The organism is Pectobacterium brasiliense (assembly GCF_013449685.1).
In the GTDB taxonomy this organism is placed as follows: domain Bacteria; phylum Pseudomonadota; class Gammaproteobacteria; order Enterobacterales; family Enterobacteriaceae; genus Pectobacterium; species Pectobacterium brasiliense_A.
Window position 1 is genome coordinate 217,781 of sequence record NZ_JACDSF010000017.1, and the last position, 16,563, is coordinate 234,343.

Annotated in this window: 15 protein-coding genes and 4 pseudogenes; 7 read left to right on the top strand and 12 right to left on the bottom strand. The window is 41.3% G+C overall.

The genetic code is table 11. From position 1 onward, the window contains the following. Positions 1–387: 387 nt before the first annotated feature. Positions 388–1,794: an NADP-dependent phosphogluconate dehydrogenase gene (gndA, locus tag H0248_RS08765; RefSeq protein ID WP_010281382.1), complete on the bottom strand. Its 1,407-nt coding sequence runs from the start codon at positions 1,792–1,794 to the stop codon at positions 388–390. Positions 1,795–2,106: 312 nt separating this feature from the next. On the opposite strand from gndA, the gene H0248_RS22115 reads away from it, so the two are divergent. The 3 genes from H0248_RS22115 (at position 2,107) to H0248_RS08780 (ending at position 3,227) form a co-directional block, all read left to right on the top strand. Continuing rightward, complete coding sequence (locus H0248_RS22115) at positions 2,107–2,235, top strand: IS1096 element passenger TnpR family protein (protein ID WP_308415657.1); 129 nt, start codon at positions 2,107–2,109, stop codon at positions 2,233–2,235. A gap of 79 nt (positions 2,236–2,314) precedes the next feature. Continuing rightward, positions 2,315–2,515: a hypothetical protein gene (locus H0248_RS08775; RefSeq protein ID WP_180785628.1), complete on the top strand. Its 201-nt coding sequence runs from the start codon at positions 2,315–2,317 to the stop codon at positions 2,513–2,515. Beyond that, the gene (locus H0248_RS08780; protein WP_180785630.1) at positions 2,508–3,227 is read left to right on the top strand and encodes a nucleotidyl transferase AbiEii/AbiGii toxin family protein; all 720 of its coding nucleotides are present in this window, start codon (positions 2,508–2,510) and stop codon (positions 3,225–3,227) included. The genes H0248_RS08775 and H0248_RS08780 overlap by 8 nt, the downstream gene beginning before the upstream one ends. Before the next feature lie 49 nt (positions 3,228–3,276). Here H0248_RS08780 and H0248_RS08785 read toward each other — a convergent pair whose 3' ends face one another. The 4 genes and pseudogenes from H0248_RS08785 to H0248_RS08795 all read right to left on the bottom strand — a co-directional run bounded on the left by H0248_RS08785 (position 3,277) and on the right by H0248_RS08795 (position 5,653). Then, entirely contained in the window at positions 3,277–4,173 is an 897-nt protein-coding gene (locus tag H0248_RS08785) for a sugar phosphate nucleotidyltransferase (RefSeq protein ID WP_010296806.1), read from the bottom strand. Between the two features lie 232 nt (positions 4,174–4,405). Then, a pseudogene (locus H0248_RS08790) lies at positions 4,406–4,607 on the bottom strand (type II toxin-antitoxin system YafQ family toxin). Then, positions 4,587–4,712: pseudogene (locus H0248_RS22120) on the bottom strand (type II toxin-antitoxin system RelB/DinJ family antitoxin); the annotation flags it as partial. The pseudogenes H0248_RS22120 and H0248_RS08790, both read right to left, overlap by 21 nt. Continuing rightward, positions 4,673–5,653, bottom strand: a pseudogene (locus tag H0248_RS08795) (Rpn family recombination-promoting nuclease/putative transposase). The pseudogenes H0248_RS08795 and H0248_RS22120, both read right to left, overlap by 40 nt. A gap of 193 nt (positions 5,654–5,846) precedes the next feature. On the opposite strand from H0248_RS08795, the gene rfbA reads away from it, so the two are divergent. The 3 genes from rfbA to rfbD are packed head-to-tail and all read left to right on the top strand — an operon-like array spanning position 5,847 to position 8,099. Continuing rightward, positions 5,847–6,716, top strand: a complete 870-nt coding sequence (gene rfbA, locus H0248_RS08800; RefSeq protein WP_180785632.1) for a glucose-1-phosphate thymidylyltransferase RfbA — start codon at positions 5,847–5,849, stop codon at positions 6,714–6,716. A 1-nt stretch (position 6,717) separates the two neighbouring features. Next, entirely contained in the window at positions 6,718–7,254 is a 537-nt protein-coding gene (rfbC, locus tag H0248_RS08805) for a dTDP-4-dehydrorhamnose 3,5-epimerase (RefSeq protein WP_180785633.1), read from the top strand. Beyond that, positions 7,251–8,099, top strand: coding sequence for a dTDP-4-dehydrorhamnose reductase (rfbD, locus tag H0248_RS08810; protein ID WP_180785635.1), 849 nt, complete (start codon positions 7,251–7,253; stop codon positions 8,097–8,099). Before rfbC ends, rfbD begins: the two co-directional genes overlap by 4 nt. 93 nt (positions 8,100–8,192) lie before the next feature. On the opposite strand, the gene H0248_RS08815 is transcribed toward rfbD, so the two are convergent. Further along, positions 8,193–9,359 (bottom strand): nucleotide sugar dehydrogenase, encoded by a 1,167-nt coding sequence (locus tag H0248_RS08815; protein ID WP_180785756.1) that lies wholly within the window; start codon positions 9,357–9,359, stop codon positions 8,193–8,195. A 291-nt stretch (positions 9,360–9,650) separates the two neighbouring features. On the opposite strand from H0248_RS08815, the pseudogene H0248_RS08820 reads away from it, so the two are divergent. Continuing rightward, positions 9,651–10,345: pseudogene (locus tag H0248_RS08820) on the top strand (IS1 family transposase). 36 nt (positions 10,346–10,381) lie between these two features. Here H0248_RS08820 and H0248_RS08825 read toward each other — a convergent pair. Genes H0248_RS08825 through gmd form a run of 6 tightly spaced genes read right to left on the bottom strand, consistent with a single transcriptional unit; the run spans position 10,382 to position 16,541 of the window. Further along, positions 10,382–11,803: a phosphomannomutase gene (locus H0248_RS08825; protein WP_180785637.1), complete on the bottom strand. Its 1,422-nt coding sequence runs from the start codon at positions 11,801–11,803 to the stop codon at positions 10,382–10,384. A gap of 4 nt (positions 11,804–11,807) precedes the next feature. Continuing rightward, positions 11,808–12,554, bottom strand: a complete 747-nt coding sequence (locus H0248_RS08830) for a glycosyltransferase family 2 protein (RefSeq protein WP_180785638.1) — start codon at positions 12,552–12,554, stop codon at positions 11,808–11,810. Further along, positions 12,554–13,960, bottom strand: coding sequence for a mannose-1-phosphate guanylyltransferase/mannose-6-phosphate isomerase (locus H0248_RS08835; protein WP_180785640.1), 1,407 nt, complete (start codon positions 13,958–13,960; stop codon positions 12,554–12,556). Before H0248_RS08835 ends, H0248_RS08830 begins: the two co-directional genes overlap by 1 nt. A 24-nt stretch (positions 13,961–13,984) precedes the next feature. Next, on the bottom strand, positions 13,985–14,446 hold the full coding sequence (locus tag H0248_RS08840) for a GDP-mannose mannosyl hydrolase (RefSeq protein ID WP_180785642.1): 462 nt from the start codon (positions 14,444–14,446) through the stop codon (positions 13,985–13,987). A gap of 15 nt (positions 14,447–14,461) precedes the next feature. Next, on the bottom strand, positions 14,462–15,424 hold the full coding sequence (fcl, locus tag H0248_RS08845; RefSeq protein ID WP_180785644.1) for a GDP-L-fucose synthase: 963 nt from the start codon (positions 15,422–15,424) through the stop codon (positions 14,462–14,464). A gap of 10 nt (positions 15,425–15,434) precedes the next feature. Further along, positions 15,435–16,541, bottom strand: a complete 1,107-nt coding sequence (gmd, locus tag H0248_RS08850) for a GDP-mannose 4,6-dehydratase (RefSeq protein WP_180785645.1) — start codon at positions 16,539–16,541, stop codon at positions 15,435–15,437. Positions 16,542–16,563: the final 22 nt, after the last annotated feature.

Sequence of the window (16,563 nt, forward strand, 5' to 3'; positions counted from 1 at the left end):
GCCAGCACAACGGCAAAACGCTCTATATTTTGCGTCGTTACCAACCGTTACTGGGATCCTCCCAGTAATGCGTTACCGTTCAATGGGTGACAGACTCTCTATGACATAAATCATCGCTAAGAGGCCACCTCTGATAACCAATACCAGAAAGCAAAACTACCGCTCGATTTTTGCAACACCATTAAAAATAGCAAGATCTCAGTGTAATAAACAGCAATGATCTCGGTAAAAATGCAGATTTCTTTAATGAAATTTACAGTATTGCAGGAAAAAAGTCATAGATATCTTAACGATATCAATCCACTGACTCAGCAATATAAAAAACGCCAGATATTTCCTAATCTGGCGTTTTATTAACAAACAGCACTATCTAAGCATAAGAAACGATTATTCCAGCCATTCGGTATGGAATACGCCTTCTTTATCTGTACGCTTATAAGTATGTGCACCGAAATAGTCACGCTGAGCCTGAATCAGGTTAGCAGGCAGCACAGCTGAGCGGTAGCTGTCGTAATAAGCAATGGCCGCGGAGAAGGTTGGCGTCGGGATACCTTGCTGAACAGCGTAAGAGACGACATCGCGCAGCGCTTGCTGGTATTCGTCAGCCACTTTCTTGAAGTAAGGCGCCAGCAGCAGATTCGCGATATCTGCTTTCTGCTCATACGCATCGGTGATTTTCTGCAGGAACTGTGCACGGATGATGCAACCAGCGCGGAAAATCTTGGCGATTTCACCGTAGTTCAGATCCCAGTTGTTCTCGTCTGATGCCGCTTTCAGCTGTGAGAAGCCCTGAGCATAAGAAACGATTTTACCCAGATACAGTGCACGACGCACTTTCTCAACAAACTCGGCTTTGTCACCACCGAATGGCTGAGCCGTTGGGCCAGTCAGCACTTTAGAGGCAGCAACACGCTGATCTTTCAGTGAAGACAGGTAACGGGCAAAAACGGATTCCGTGATCAGAGACAGCGGCTCACCCAGATCCAGAGAGCTTTGGCTGGTCCATTTACCCGTGCCTTTGTTAGCGGCTTCATCCAGAATCACATCAACCAGGTATTTGCCTTCTTCATCTTTTTTCTTGAAGATATCGGCAGTGATTTCAATCAAGTAACTACTTAACTCGCCTTTGTTCCACTCAGAGAACGTCGTAGCAAGCTCGTCGTTGTTCAGATTCAGTGCCTGCTTGAGCAATGCATAGGCTTCAGCAATCAGCTGCATGTCGCCGTATTCAATGCCGTTATGCACCATCTTGACATAGTGGCCTGCGCCATCAGCACCAATGTAGGTCACACAGGCTTCGCCATCGGCACGCGCGGCAATCTGTTCCAGAATCGGAGCAACCAGTTCATACGCTTCTTTCTGGCCACCCGGCATGATGGAAGGCCCTTTCAGCGCGCCCTCTTCCCCACCAGATACGCCTGTACCGATGAAGTTAAACCCTTCAGCGGACAGTTCGCGGTTACGGCGAATCGTATCTTTATAGAAGGTGTTACCACCATCGATCAAAATATCGCCTTTTTCCAGATAAGGTTTCAGCGATTCAATCGTTTTATCGGTTGCTTCACCAGCCTTCACCATCAGCAGAATACGGCGGGGTTTTTCCAGGGATTCGACAAACTCTTCAACGGTGTAAGACGGCACCAGTTTTTTACCCGGATTTTCCGCGATCACTTCATCGGTTTTATCGGAAGAACGGTTAAAGATGGAAACGCTATAGCCACGGCTCTCAATGTTCAGCGCCAGATTGCGCCCCATCACCGCCATACCGACAACGCCAATTTGCTGTTTGGACATTAAAGCAACTCCTGTCTGAAGGATAACCTGCCTGCAACGGCGACAACGCCTCGCATTGCGACCTCGCAAGCAATTTAAAAACAGGCCGACATGGTAACTCAGCTTTGCGTGAGTGGGTAGTGATTGGTTTGATAGCGAAAGCGCCTAAAAGGCAAAAGCATAATCTATTATTCAGAGTACCACGCTATACAACATCTTTGACTTCACTTACCATCAAGCGTGTCTCCTCAGTGAAAAGCACCCGTTATGTCACTAAAACGCTACCTGCTAAAAATTTCATTACTGGGTTCGCGGCCGGCTATCTAGCCACGTATTGTCGTTCCTGCCAATATCACGCTTGACCGACTGCATGATGTAATGCAAATCACCATAGGATGGGATGATGGTCATCCACATGAATTCGAGACAACGCCTTTTGATTGTATGCTGTCTTCGTGGTAATCGCCTTCACGGGTCTACATTCTGTAATTTGAAGGCGCATCAGAGTGGTTGTATAATGAACATATCAGATGGAGGGCATATGATAAAAATCACCGATTATCCACAAATGAAAGCATGTGCTTGGTATCTTGCCCCAAGTACCCAATTTAATGATCGTGAAGCATTAGATTTCTACGAGCGTAACTGGAAATATATTGAACAAAATAAACTCACTACGCACGAGAAACAGCTCATTGAACGGCTAGCCAAGGAAATAGGAAACGGTTTTCTCAATGTCTGAATTTCAATTGGCGCATCATAATCGCATCGCAAAAGTTCTTAGCGCGTTTTCCCAGCACCTTTTAGATGAAGCTAGCTGCTATTTTGCCGGTGGAACTGCAATTGTGATGATGCTTAACGAATACAGAGAATCTGTAGATATCGATTTTCTATGTTCATCTCGCGATGGCTACAGCAAACTACGTACATTGCTTTATGGTAATGATTTCTCACCTTTGTTTTCTTCTTCTATCTCTACAATTGGAGATATTCGTAAAGACCAATATGGGATCAGAGGGAGGATTGACGTTGAAGGATTCCCTATTCGGCTTGAATTCGTTAGTGAATCCAGACTCGATCTAACCTTAGGTAGCCATATTCTTGGTGTTCCAACATTGGGAAAGGCCGATCTTTTCGCTACAAAGCTACTTGCTAACGCTGATCGCGGCTTAGATAAGTCAGCACAGAGTAAAGACCTCATTGATCTGGCAATGATGCAGTCAACATGGGGAGATATTCCTCAAGAAGCCTGGGATAAAGCAAGAGTAGTATACGGTTCATCTGTTGACAAAGCATACAAAGATGCTATTTCAATGCTCAATAGAAATAAGAGCTATTTTGAAAAATGCATGCAGGACCTTCGTATTTCTAAGGAAAATCAAGAACGTATCGTCACTACGCTTAAACTGGCTTTTTCTCCTCTCGATCAAGATAATTACTTATTCCAGTATTGAAAAACTAAACCGCAGATGCTCTACCTGCGGTTTAATCCTATCTACAATATTACTTTTTCAGCAGCGCCTTAATACTTTCTTTAAATTCGGCACCAAACTCAGGATTGCGTAACCCATAGGACACAAATGCCTGCGCATAACCCAATTTACGGCCGCAGTTAAAGTTCTTGCCTGACATTTGCACAGCATCAACCTGCTGCGTCGCAATCATGTCGGCAATGACATCCGTTAACTGAATACGTCCCCATGCGCCGGGGAGCGCTTTTTCCAGCAGTGGCCAGGCATCGGCCGTTAATACATAACGCCCGACCGCAGAAAGATCAGACCCCGTTTCAGAGGGTGCCTCAGGCTTTTCAATCATAGACGTAATCGCTGCGGCATCGCCTGGGTTTACCAGCGGTTTATCACAATCGACGACAGAATACTCAGGCAACACCTCATAAGGACGATGCTTCACCAGCACTTGGCTACGCCCTGTTTCTTCAAAGCGAGAGATCAGCAGCGCCAGGTTTTCCTTTGTCTGATCGGCCGTGCTTTCATCCAGCACCACATCCGGCAACACAACCACAAACGGACTATCGCCAATGATTGGGCGAGCACAGGAGACCGCATGCCCTAACCCCAGCGTTTCCCCCTGGCGAACGTTCATGATCGTCACACCTTTCGGGCAGATAGACTGTACTTCGGCCAGCAGTTGACGCTTGGCGCGTTCTTCCAGCAGAGATTCAAGCTCAAATGAGGTATCGAAGTGGTTTTCAATTGCGTTTTTAGACGCATGCGTCACCAGAACAATTTCTTTAATCCCCGCCCTCACACACTCGTTGACGATTTTCTCAATCACCGGGCGGTCAACCAATGGCAACATTTCCTTAGGAATGGCCTTGGTCACGGGTAACAAATTCATCCCTAAACCTGCTACAGGGATAATCGCTTTTAATGATGTCATGGATTGACTCTCTTCAATCTGATGGTTTTTATCTGGCGAACGATTTTGTTTTATCGAACACTTTTCACTTAGCAGCGTAATCTCACAACGCCATGCATGACACTAAGATTACACCCAATCTGCGACAAAGCGATCTCAGGTATCTGACTTTTTCTGACGCGCTGGAATATTCCGTTTTTATCATCATGCAGGTAAAGAACATTCCTCAACAAAATCGTCTTTATGAATCTATTTAGAAAAGGTCTGATTGCGTCCCTGTACGTTCAAAACGCAAAACATCATCGGTCAGTTTGTAAATTAAGAAGCCAATCCGGTTCGATATGCGCATCTCTGTAACCTTTATAATTCTCCTGAAGAGGATGATCCTGATATTCCTGTGGCAACGGTAGTTTGTCTTCAAGCAAAAGCTGCATAAGTTTGTTAGGGACGTGCATATCAAATGGAAGCGCTTTTTCTTTAGCAACTTTTGTTAGCGTTATTCTCACCAGATCCGATACCGTCAACCCCATGCTAGCCAACACTTCTGCGGCTTCATTTTGATCTGTTCCAACTCTTCGGAAGACAGCCCTGTCATTCGCATGACAGAAAAACGGTCAATGCCATTTTCTAACATAGCACGCGCGACTTCACGTTTACCTTCGAGACGCCCCTCACTCATCCCCTTATTGAGTCCCTCCGTCATCCCCTCGGCTAGTCCTTCGGTATGGCCCTCAATACGCGCTTTCTGTTCTAGTTTCTGTGCGATAGTCATAAGGACTTCCTCATGTTGTGGTGACCGATAGAACAGAGTCTGTAGGAATAACTTGGGTTCGCTGGTGTCGCCAGTTTGCAGCATCCAATTCAACAAAGTGACCAATTTTTCGCCTGTAGTGTACCCATGTAACAATAGCGTGACCAGTTGTTCCGTTAGGTCGACCAGATCTCGCTGGCGGATATGCTTGAGCAACAACTCCAGCATTGCCATACGCCGGTGTTGCATGATGTTATCATCGTCTAATACGCCAACATCAACCAACGGGAAAGCGCCTGTATACAATTGTCGGGCAATCTCTGGTTCACTGAACAATGACAGCCAGTTTAGCGAGAAAGGTCAAGGGCTGGCACGACCATGACAGAACAACAGAGGAATGACCCGTGGCAATGTTTTGTGCCCTGCATCCAAATGACGTTGCATGGCAGCAACGGCGTAACGCATCAAACGAAACGCCATATGGCTATCCGAACTACTCTGGTGCTCAATGAGGCAGTAAATATATCCCTCCCCACTTGCCGTATGCAGAGAATAGAGAACATCGGCAAAGTAGGTTCGTAGATTTTCTTCTATAAAACTGCCGGACTCAAGATGTAAGGTATTCAAGTCACAGACCTGACGCAGCGCTGGCGGCAGATGGATATCCAGAAAATCTTGCGCGGTTTCCAGATGCGTCAGAAATGTTTTAAAAATCCCATCGTGTGGGGTCGACGTATTGCTCTCTTTCATAGCGTACCGCAAAGGCGTTAAATTAGGGTGTCATCCTATCGCTATCAGACACAGCCTATTGCTAGGTCGTACTTATTTTGCGAGCGCTATTCCACGCTATTTTTTCCGCTACATCAGACAATTCTGGTGACGTAGGGTGGTATACTGAACCGGTTATTTAAAGACAATTTCAGATGAAAAGGTGGAGTTCTTGATGAAAGGGATCGTGCTTGCAGGGGGAAGTGGTACTCGGCTATATCCGATTACTCGCGGCGTTTCTAAGCAGCTATTACCGATCTATGATAAACCGATGGTTTATTATCCTATTTCGGTTCTCATGCTTGCGGGTATCCGTGAAATACTGATTATCACTACGCCTGAAGACATGCCTGCATTTCAGCGCCTTTTAGGTGACGGGAGCCGTTTTGGTATTGCGCTGAGTTATGCGATTCAACCCAGCCCAGATGGGTTAGCTCAAGCCTTTATCATCGGCGAAGAATTTATCAACGGGGAACGTTGTGCGCTGGTGCTCGGTGATAATATTTATTTCGGCCAGAGCTTTGGTAAGAAACTTGAAGCCGTGGCGGCAAGAGAAGAAGGCGCAACGATTTTCGGTTATCAAGTCACCGATCCCGAACGTTTTGGCGTTGTCGAGTTTGATCAGGATTTCAGAGCACTATCGATAGAAGAAAAGCCGGTAAAACCAAAATCGAACTGGGCCGTTACTGGACTCTACTTCTACGATAAGAATATTGTAGAGATGGCGAAGCAAGTTAAACCGTCACACCGCGGCGAGTTAGAAATTACCACGCTGAACCAAATGTATCTTGAACAAGGTACATTGAATGTTGAGCTGTTGGGAAGAGGTTTCGCTTGGTTGGATACAGGCACGCATGACAGCCTGATTGAAGCTTCACAATTTATTCATACCATTGAGAAACGCCAAGGGTTTAAAGTCGCTTGTTTGGAAGAGATTGCATTCCGCAAAGGCTGGCTCTCTAAACAACAAGTTGCTGACGAAGCAAAAGTAATGAGCAAAACGTCCTATGGGCAGTATTTAACCCAACTCATCGCAGAGAAATAACATGCAAGTCATTGATACTGCTATTTATGGCGCAAAAATTATTCAACCGAAAGTATTCGGTGATGCAAGGGGTTTCTTTCTGGAAACGTTTGAAAAGAGACGTTATCAGGAGATGTTGGATATCGATGTAGACTTTGTTCAGGATAACCATTCCCGTTCAAGTAAAGGTGTATTACGCGGTCTGCATTTCCAGAAAACGAAGCCACAGGGAAAGCTCGTTCGTGTTGTAGGCGGTGAGGTGTTTGATGTTGTGGTAGATATTCGCCAAGGCTCCCCTTCCTACGGAGAATGGTGTGGCGTCACGCTGTCAGAAGAAAACAAAACCCAATTTTGGCTTCCACCGGGGCTGGCGCATGGTTTTGTCGTTCTCTCAGATACCGCAGATTTCGAGTACAAGTGTACCGATTATTATGACCCGAGCGATGAAGGTTGCCTGTTATGGAACGATCCTGACGTTGGTATTGAATGGCCAATCACCGCCCCATTGCTCTCTGAGAAAGACAAATTAGGCAAGTTATTCAAGGATCTGGCAAAATGAAAATATTACTGACGGGTGCCAATGGGCAATTAGGCCGCTGTTTTCAAGATCGTTTGCCAACCGAGTGGGAAATTCTAGCAACCGATACTGCTGAGCTTGATATTACTGATTTAGCGCGCGTTGAAGAAATAGTAAAGGATTTCCAGCCTGATGCTATCGTCAACGCGGCTGCGTACACCGCCGTAGACAAAGCAGAATCAGAACCTGAACTTGCAGAAAAGATTAACGTTGCGGGCCCAGAAAATTTAGCTGTTGTCGCAAATAAGCAAGGTATTCGATTAGTCCATGTTTCCACTGATTATGTCTTTGACGGTAATGCCACAGAGCCTTACCACGAAGACAGTGCGACGAATCCGTTGAGTGTTTACGGTAAAACCAAGCTGGCGGGTGAGCAGGCAGTGACACAAGCGGCACCTGAAACAATTATTGTGCGTACCGCGTGGGTATTTAGCGAATACGGCAATAACTTCGTTAAGACAATGCTAAGGCTGGCAAAAGAACGGGATACGTTGAGTGTTGTTAACGATCAATGCGGCTGCCCAACCTATGCGGGAGATTTAGCGCAGGCGATTATTTCTCTGCTTGAAAAGAATGCAGAAGGTGGAATTTATCACTATTGCGGTGATAAAGAAGTTAGCTGGTATGAGTTTGCGCAGGCAATTTTTTCTACGGCAGTGCAAAAAGCACTTCTGAGTAAAGCACCAACGCTAACGCCGATTACCACAGCTCAATACCCTACTCAGGCTCAGCGCCCTGCTTTTTCAATTTTATGTCAGAAGAAAATAAACAAATTGGGAGTTAACTCATCTAACTGGGAGAAAAGTCTAGGGGCCATCATAAATTAACTTAACGTTTAATTTATAATTCCCACTAAAACGAGGAGCGGCTCCAAAGATGACATAACGTTTAGAACGTCGCTCCTCATGTGTTACACAATATCAATCTGAACCAAAAAGATCGCGCGTATATACTTTTTCTGCAACATCAGACAACTCGTCGGTCATTCGATTAGAGATAATCACATCAGCTATTTGCTTAAAATCATTCACCTTGTGGATAACGCGAGAACGGAAAAAAGTTTCCTCTTTCAGAGCTGGTTCGTAAACAACAACCTCGATACCTTTAGCCTTTATGCGTTTCATGACTCCTTGGATAGCAGAGGCACGGAAATTATCTGAACCTGCTTTCATTACCAAGCGATAAACTCCTACCACTTTTGGGTCACGCTCAATAATGGAGTCTGCGATAAAATCCTTACGAGTACGGTTTGCTTCAACAATGGCGCTAATTAGACTATTTGGCACACTGGCATAGTTAGCGAGCAGTTGCTTAGTATCTTTAGGCAGGCAATAGCCACCGTAGCCAAAGGAAGGATTGTTATAGTGACTACCGATACGAGGATCTAGCCCCACACCATCAATGATTTGTTTGCTATCTAGCCCATTAATCTGCGCATAGCTATCAAGCTCGTTAAAGTAGGCGACACGCATGGCCAGATAGGTATTAGAGAACAGTTTGATGGCTTCTGCTTCTGTTGAGTCGGTGAATAAGACTGGCACATCTTTTTTGATGGCACCTTCAAGCAACAAGTTAGCGAACTGCTCTGCCCGCGCAGAACGTTCTCCAACTACAATGCGAGATGGATAGAGATTATCGTGGAGTGCTTTACCTTCTCGTAAAAACTCAGGAGAGAAAATGATATTGTCGGTAGCATATTTCTCTTTAACCGACTTGGTAAAACCTACTGGAACTGTAGATTTTATAATCATCACAGCATATGGATTGATTGCCAAAACATCACGAATTACTGATTCAACTGACTGCGTGTTAAAATAATTTGTTTTTGGATCATAATCAGTTGGAGTAGCGATAATGACATAATCAGCCCCAGCATAAGCTTCTTGTTTATCGGCAGTAGCACGAAAATTAAGCGATTCATTCGCAAGATAAGACTCAATTTCTTTATCGGAAATAGGAGAATAGTTATTATTCAATAAGTCTATTTTTTCCTGAATAATATCTAACGCGACCACTTCGTGATTCTGGGAAATAAGAATTCCATTTGAAAGACCTACATAGCCGGTTCCAGCAATTGCTATTTTCATTCTAGTCACTTGTAAAATTGAGATGATAGAGTGTATTGTATAGAGCAAAAATTCATAATGACGGAAATATTTAACGTCATCATTAATTTGTTTCAATATGAAGAGCCTAAGAATAATATTAAAATGAATAACTATCACTGAAAACCGAGAATAGACGGTTAATGATACTGTTATTTATTTCTATACGATAGAAGCCCAACAAAGCCGGGCCAAGTTGTGTCCTGTAAATATTTTTGGTAGTGCATTCAATTAGTTAAAATAGTGGTACAATGCGCCCCTTTGAGATGACTTATGGCCAGTATTAACGTTCATTGCCCCGTTGTGATTCCGTTCTGGTTTATCGTCATGGTAAGAATCCGACGGGTCAGGAACGTTTCCGCTGTCATGAATGCCACGGTGTATTCCAACTAACTTACACTTATCAGGTTCGAGAACACGACGTCAGAGACCAGATTGTTGACATAGTTTTCAACGGTGCTGGCGTTCGGTTCGTGATAATGCCAGAACTCTCAGCGTTGGCATCAGTACTGTCATCCGCACATTAAAAAACTCACGCCAAAGCGAATAACGTCTTCGCCAGTCGCCCATGCTGGTGTGGTATTTACCTGCAAACTTGATGAACAAGGGAGTTTTGTTGGCAGTAAAAGCCAGCACTGACTTTGGTATGCCTACAACACGAAAACAGGCGGTGTTCGGGGTATACTTCCGCCCCGTACTGATGGAGTCCGCCGTGAATTATTGGCGCTACTCACACCGTTCACGATTGGCATGATAACCAGCGATGACCGAGGCACTATAGTCCGGAAGTGCTAAAGGATAAGTATCATCTCACCGGGAAGATTTTCACCCAGCGTATCGAACGTAACAATATGACACTAAGAACGTGTATTAAACGTCTGGCACGTAAAACAAATTGTTTCTCACATTCAATTGTAGTAGATGAAAAAATGATAGAGATCTTCATAGAAAAACACATGTTCTACTAATTGGAGTGACCACCAACGCATGGTATTTTATACATCCTACATATTTTTTATTTTTTCTAAAACTTGAATGACAATAGCTTGAGCTTTTTCAAATGTATTAGCTTCGGCATAACAACGGAGTTCAGGTGCATTTCCTGAAGGGCGTAGATGAAAAATAGTTTTATCCGATAATGTCAACCTTAGACCATCAGTTGTATCAATTTGGTCAACTAAGACATTATTAAAACCCACCAGAGAAACCAAAATTTCAGGGTCTAACTTTCCTCTTTCCAAAAGAGATAAACTTTTTGCCGTAGGAAAATCTTGAATACGATCACTATAAGTATAACGAGCTGGTAAGGCATTCACCAACGCAGCTATACCAGAATCTTTCGCAGCGGCAAGTAACATAATGGCAGGTAAAACAGCATCACGCGTTGGTAATGCTTTTAAACATTTACCATTGATTTTAACGTCGGACCCCAGTAAGTACCCACCATTAGCCTCAAAACCAGAAACAGAATGATAATGTTTTTTAAGTTTAGCAAATTCCTCAATAACATAAGGAGAACCAATTCGAGTGCGAGATACTTTACTAAACTGGGGAATCATTTCTATAACTGTATTGCAGCTAACGGGTACTGCCAGTGCTTCTGTTTTCATTTCCTGAGCACACAATAATCCAAGAATATCACCTCGTAACCATTCACCGTTTTCATCAGCTACTAATGGCCGATCACCATCACCATCGGTGGAAAATATAGCATCCAGTTGATACTTCTCAGACCACATTTTTGCTTTAGCTTTATCGACTTCCGAAACTGCTTCTGTATCAATAGGGATAAACTGATCACTTCGTTCTAAAGAGATAGCTTCAGCACCTAACCGTTTAAAAAGAATCGAATATAAATCTCTACCAGCACTAGAATGTTCATAAATACCAATACGTTTACCCGTTAACAATGCGCCATCAAATATAGACAAATAACGAGAAATATATCGCTCTCCAGCTAATGAATCAATACATGGCAGAACTGAAGTTTCTGGCGAAGCTTCAAAAAGAACATTAATATTAATGATATTTTGCTCATCTAACTTTGTTATTTCACCATCAGGCCTATAAAATTTAAGTCCATTTCTATCAAATGGAATATGACTTCCCGTTACCATGATGCAAGGAATATTATCTTCCATCGCTGAAGATGCTAATGCTGGGGTAGGGATTACACCATAATAAATAGGTTCTAAACCTTGTTTTTTGATAGCATCAATGCATGCACTAGCAATATATTCGCTACTAGGGCGATTATCTATCGCAACTGCTACATATTTAAATTTAAACCATTGCTTCATTGTATTAATAAATGCATGTGTGAAAGCGGCACAGGCCTGATTTGTAAACTGGGTGACTAACCCTCTTGCTCCACTTGTTCCAAATTGCACACCTGACTCTTTAATTACATCAACACTTGATAGCATTATATTATCTCTGAATAAATTGTTGCACTTTAGATAAATTTTTAATTAAAATTGGAAACATCCAAGAAATATTGTTTTTATTAAGCGCGGTGATATCTTCTTTCGTCTTATATAACATATTCATAAAACTTCGATTACTTGCTCCACCGACACGCATTTTAGTCACTACTTTAGGTAAATATGAAGCCGAAACGCTATTAACCCACAAATAGCGTAATAAAGAATCATAATCAGCCGATATTTTTAGGTTTGTATCAAAACTACCAAGTTTATCATACAGTTCTTTTTTCATATAAAAAGTAGGATGGGGAGGCATCCATCCATTCTTCATTTTAGAACGATCATAACTACCAGAAATCCATTTCCTAACGATTTTTTCCATATTATCTTTAGACACGTAATCTAGGTCAGCATAGACAGCTTGCGTGTTATTTTTTTGCATCATTAAAACAAGGTCTTCTATGGCTTCAGGATAAGCAAAAACATCATCAGAATGAAGAAATCCGATTACATCACCAGTGGAAACCTTGATCCCTTTGTTTAAAGCATCGTATATACCCTGATCAGGCTCAGATATGATGATAGATACTCGTGAAGAATTATTTTTAATGATCTCAAGTGTATTATCTTTTGATGCACCATCAATAATAATGTATTCAATATTTTGATATGTTTGCTCTTCAAGCGATCTCAACGTATCTATGATTGTTTGGCTACTATTATATGTTGCCGTTATTATTGATATTTTCATTAATAACCTACGCCATATTCTTCTAACCTAATAATATCATCTTCTTCCAAATAGCTACCCGACCTAACCTCGATTAATTGCAAGTCTAGCTTTCCGGGATTTTCAATCCTATGAGGTGATCCAATGGGAATATATGTAGACTCATTCTCACCTAAGATAAAAGTATCGTCACCATTAGTAACTTTAGCAGTACCTTGAACAACAACCCAGTGTTCAGCACGATGATAATGTAGCTGTAGAGCCGTTTTTTCGCCTGGTTTAACGGTTAACTGTTTAACATGAAACCGTTGTCCCCGAGCAATATCATCATGGGATCCCCAGGGCCTAAATATTTCACGATGCTGCTCACACTCAATACGTCCTAGTGTTTTAAGTTGATTAACTATATTTTTCACATCCTGAACATTATCTTTATTTGCAACTAATACAGCATCTTTAGTTTCTACGATAACTAGATTGTCAATGCCTACTACAGAAACTAATTTATTTTGTGCATAAATATAGCTATTGACTGTGTTCTCCACTAAAACATCACCGACTATGACATTAGACTTTTCATCTTTAGCAGATACTTCCCAAAGTGAGCTGAAAGAACCAACATCACTCCAACCAGCATTCATTGGGATAACTAATACATTCTCCGCTTTTTCCATTACCGCATAGTCGATAGACTCATCAGGACAGTCCATAAATGTTTCATGTTTTACACGAATAAAATCTAAATCATTTTGAGCATTATCAATTGATTGCTGACAAACTTGAAGGATTTTTGGGCAATGTTTATTTAACTCATCTAAGTATCTAGAGGCTTTGAATAAAAACATCCCACTATTCCAAAGATACTCTCCGCTCGCAAGATATGCTTCTGCCGTAGCTAAATTTGGTTTTTCAACAAACTTTTCGACATTAAATAATTCATTATGAATAGAATGGCCTTTTTTTATATACCCATAGCCTGTTTCAGGTGCTGTTGGTATAACTCCAAATGTAATAAGGGCATTTTTTTGAGCAGAGCCAATGGCTTTTTCTATTGTAGTTGTAAAAGCTGATATATCCTGAATCACATGGTCAGCAGCCAAAACGAGCAGCAATGGATCGTCACCGTTTTGTATTGCTCTGATAGCAGCAAGCGCAATCGCTGGGGCTGTATTCTTTCCAACAGGCTCTAAAATTATACCGCTGTGTTTAAAATTTTCTTGTCTCAATTGCTCTGCAACAATAAAGCGATGTTCTTCATTACAAATAAATACAGGTGCTTGATGCTGTATGGATGATAACCGAGCTACTGTTTCTTGTAACATTGTTTTATTACTAGTCAATGTTATAAATTGTTTCGGATGCAAACTGCGAGAGAGGGGCCATAAGCGACTACCGGATCCGCCAGCCATAATAATAGGTAATAGCATAATAACTTCCGTTAATTAAAATATTCAGAGCGCGAGAAAATAAGCCTTAGTATTATCATGAACATTACTTGATAGCTGTAATGTATCAATATCCCACCATTGATAATTTTTATGCTGTTCGCATGGCAAGTTAGTAATATCTATATCGACTATTATTTGGTAGCCTAAAACTACATAGTGTGTCGAGAAATCATTTCCTGAAAAATTATCAGAATAGAGATGTTCATAACTCCCTATAAATTTTGCATCATTAATATTGTAAGTAACACCTAGCTCTTCATGAGTTAATCGCTTAAAAGCGACATCAAAAGTTTCATCTTTGCAAATACGTCCTCCAGGCACAAACCAGTACCCTTGAGCGGGTCGGTTGTTTCGTAAACCTAGTAAAACTTCTCTTTTGGAATTTAAAACAACCAAATCAATTGAGACTAGAGGCGTAGATGCAACGATAGTTTTAAATAAATCAAAATCTAATCGTTGCGTCATTTTTAAAATCACCTGTTATTTTCTAAAATTAAATTTATTTTTCAGAAACCATTGATAGGTTTTATTCAAGCCCTGCTCAAGGTTCACAGAATAGCGCCAACCTAATGTCCTAAGTCGCGAGACATCCATTAATTTTCGTGGTGTACCGTCTGGTTTGGTACTATCAAAAATTATCTCACCAGAATAACCAACAACCTTAGCCATGGTTTCAGCCATTTGACGAATAGTACAATCAACTCCTGTCCCAACATTAATATGCGATAACATTGGTTGAGTACTCGCTTGGTAAGTTTCTTTATCTAATTCCATGACATATATAGATGCCTCTGCCATGTCATCTACATAGAGAAATTCACGCATTGGGGTACCAGTTCCCCATACAACAACTTGCTTATCATTATTCAACTTCGCTTCATGGAATCTACGTAATAACGCAGGTATAACATGTGAATTTTCAGGATGAAAATTATCATTTTCTCCATATAAATTTGTCGGCATAACACTACGGTAATCACGTCCATATTGACGGTTATATGACTCACATAGTTTAATACCTGCAATTTTAGCTATTGCATATGGCTCATTTGTTGATTCAAGCATGCCAGTTAGAAGTGCTGATTCAAGTATTGGCTGTTCAGCGAATTTAGGATAAATACAAGAAGATCCTAAAAACAACAAATGTTGAACATCATTATTATGTGCTGAATGAATCACATTACATTCAATCATAATGTTTTCGTAAATGAAATCAGCTGGATAGACATTATTAGCATAAATACCACCAACTTTTGCTGCTGCCAAATAAACTTCATCAATTTTATTTGATGCAAAAAAATCATTTACCGCAACTTGATTAGTAAGGTCTAATTCGCTACGCAATCTAGTAATTATATTAATATTAGGACGTTTTTGTAATTGCCTCAAAATGGACGAGCCAACCATACCATTATGTCCAGCAATAAATACGTTTTTTTTCACTCAGAAGCCCTTAGTTTTCCAAAGAGATTGAAACATCAAAACCACTTGATTTAAGCAGGGCATACTGCTTCGCTTTTGTGATATCGGACGCAACCATTTCAGCACACATATCCTCAACAGTGATCTCTGGTACCCAACCAAGTTTTTGTTTTGCCTTAGAGGGATCGCCTAGAAGAGTTTCTACTTCTGCCGGTCGGAAGAACTTAGCATTAATGCGTACAATAATATCACCAATATTCACATGTGGAGAAAATTCATTATCAACAGCAATTACAGTAGCTATTTCATCAACACCTTGACCACTAAATTCAACTATAATACCAGCCTCTTTCGCAGACATACGGACAAATTCACGAACAGATATTTGTTTTCCTGTTGCAATAACAAAATCTTCAGCTTGTTCTTGCTGCAGCATCATCCATTGCATACGAACATAGTCTTTGGCATGCCCCCAATCACGAAGTGCATCCATATTACCTAAATAGAGACACTTTTCTAAACCTTGAGAAATATTTGCTATAGTACGCGTAATTTTACGAGTAACAAATGTTTCACCACGGCGAGGGGATTCGTGATTAAATAAAATACCATTACATGCATATATGCCATAAGATTCACGGTAGTTAACAGTGATCCAATAAGCATACATTTTCGCGACTGCATATGGTGAACGTGGGTGAAATGGTGTTGTCTCACGTTGTGGAATTTCTTGAACTTCACCATAGAGTTCTGATGTAGAAGCTTGATAGAATCTAGTTTTCTTCTCTAATCCATTGATACGAATGGCTTCTAATAAACGTAAAGTTCCAATGGCATCAACATCTGCAGTATATTCAGGTGACTCGAAGGAAACAGCCACATGAGACATTGCACCTAGATTATAAACCTCATCTGGTTCAATTTCTTTTATTAATCGAATTAAATTTGATGTATCTGTCAAATCACCATAATGTAATTTAATAGAATCATTATTATTAACTGCAGCATCAATCCGTTCAGTATTAAAAGAAGATGATCTTCGAATTAAACCATGAACTTCGTAACCTTTTTCTAGAAGAAATTCTGCTAAATATGAACCGTCCTGTCCTGTAATTCCTGTGATTAATGCTATTTTCACGTAGTTCTCCAAGCATATATTA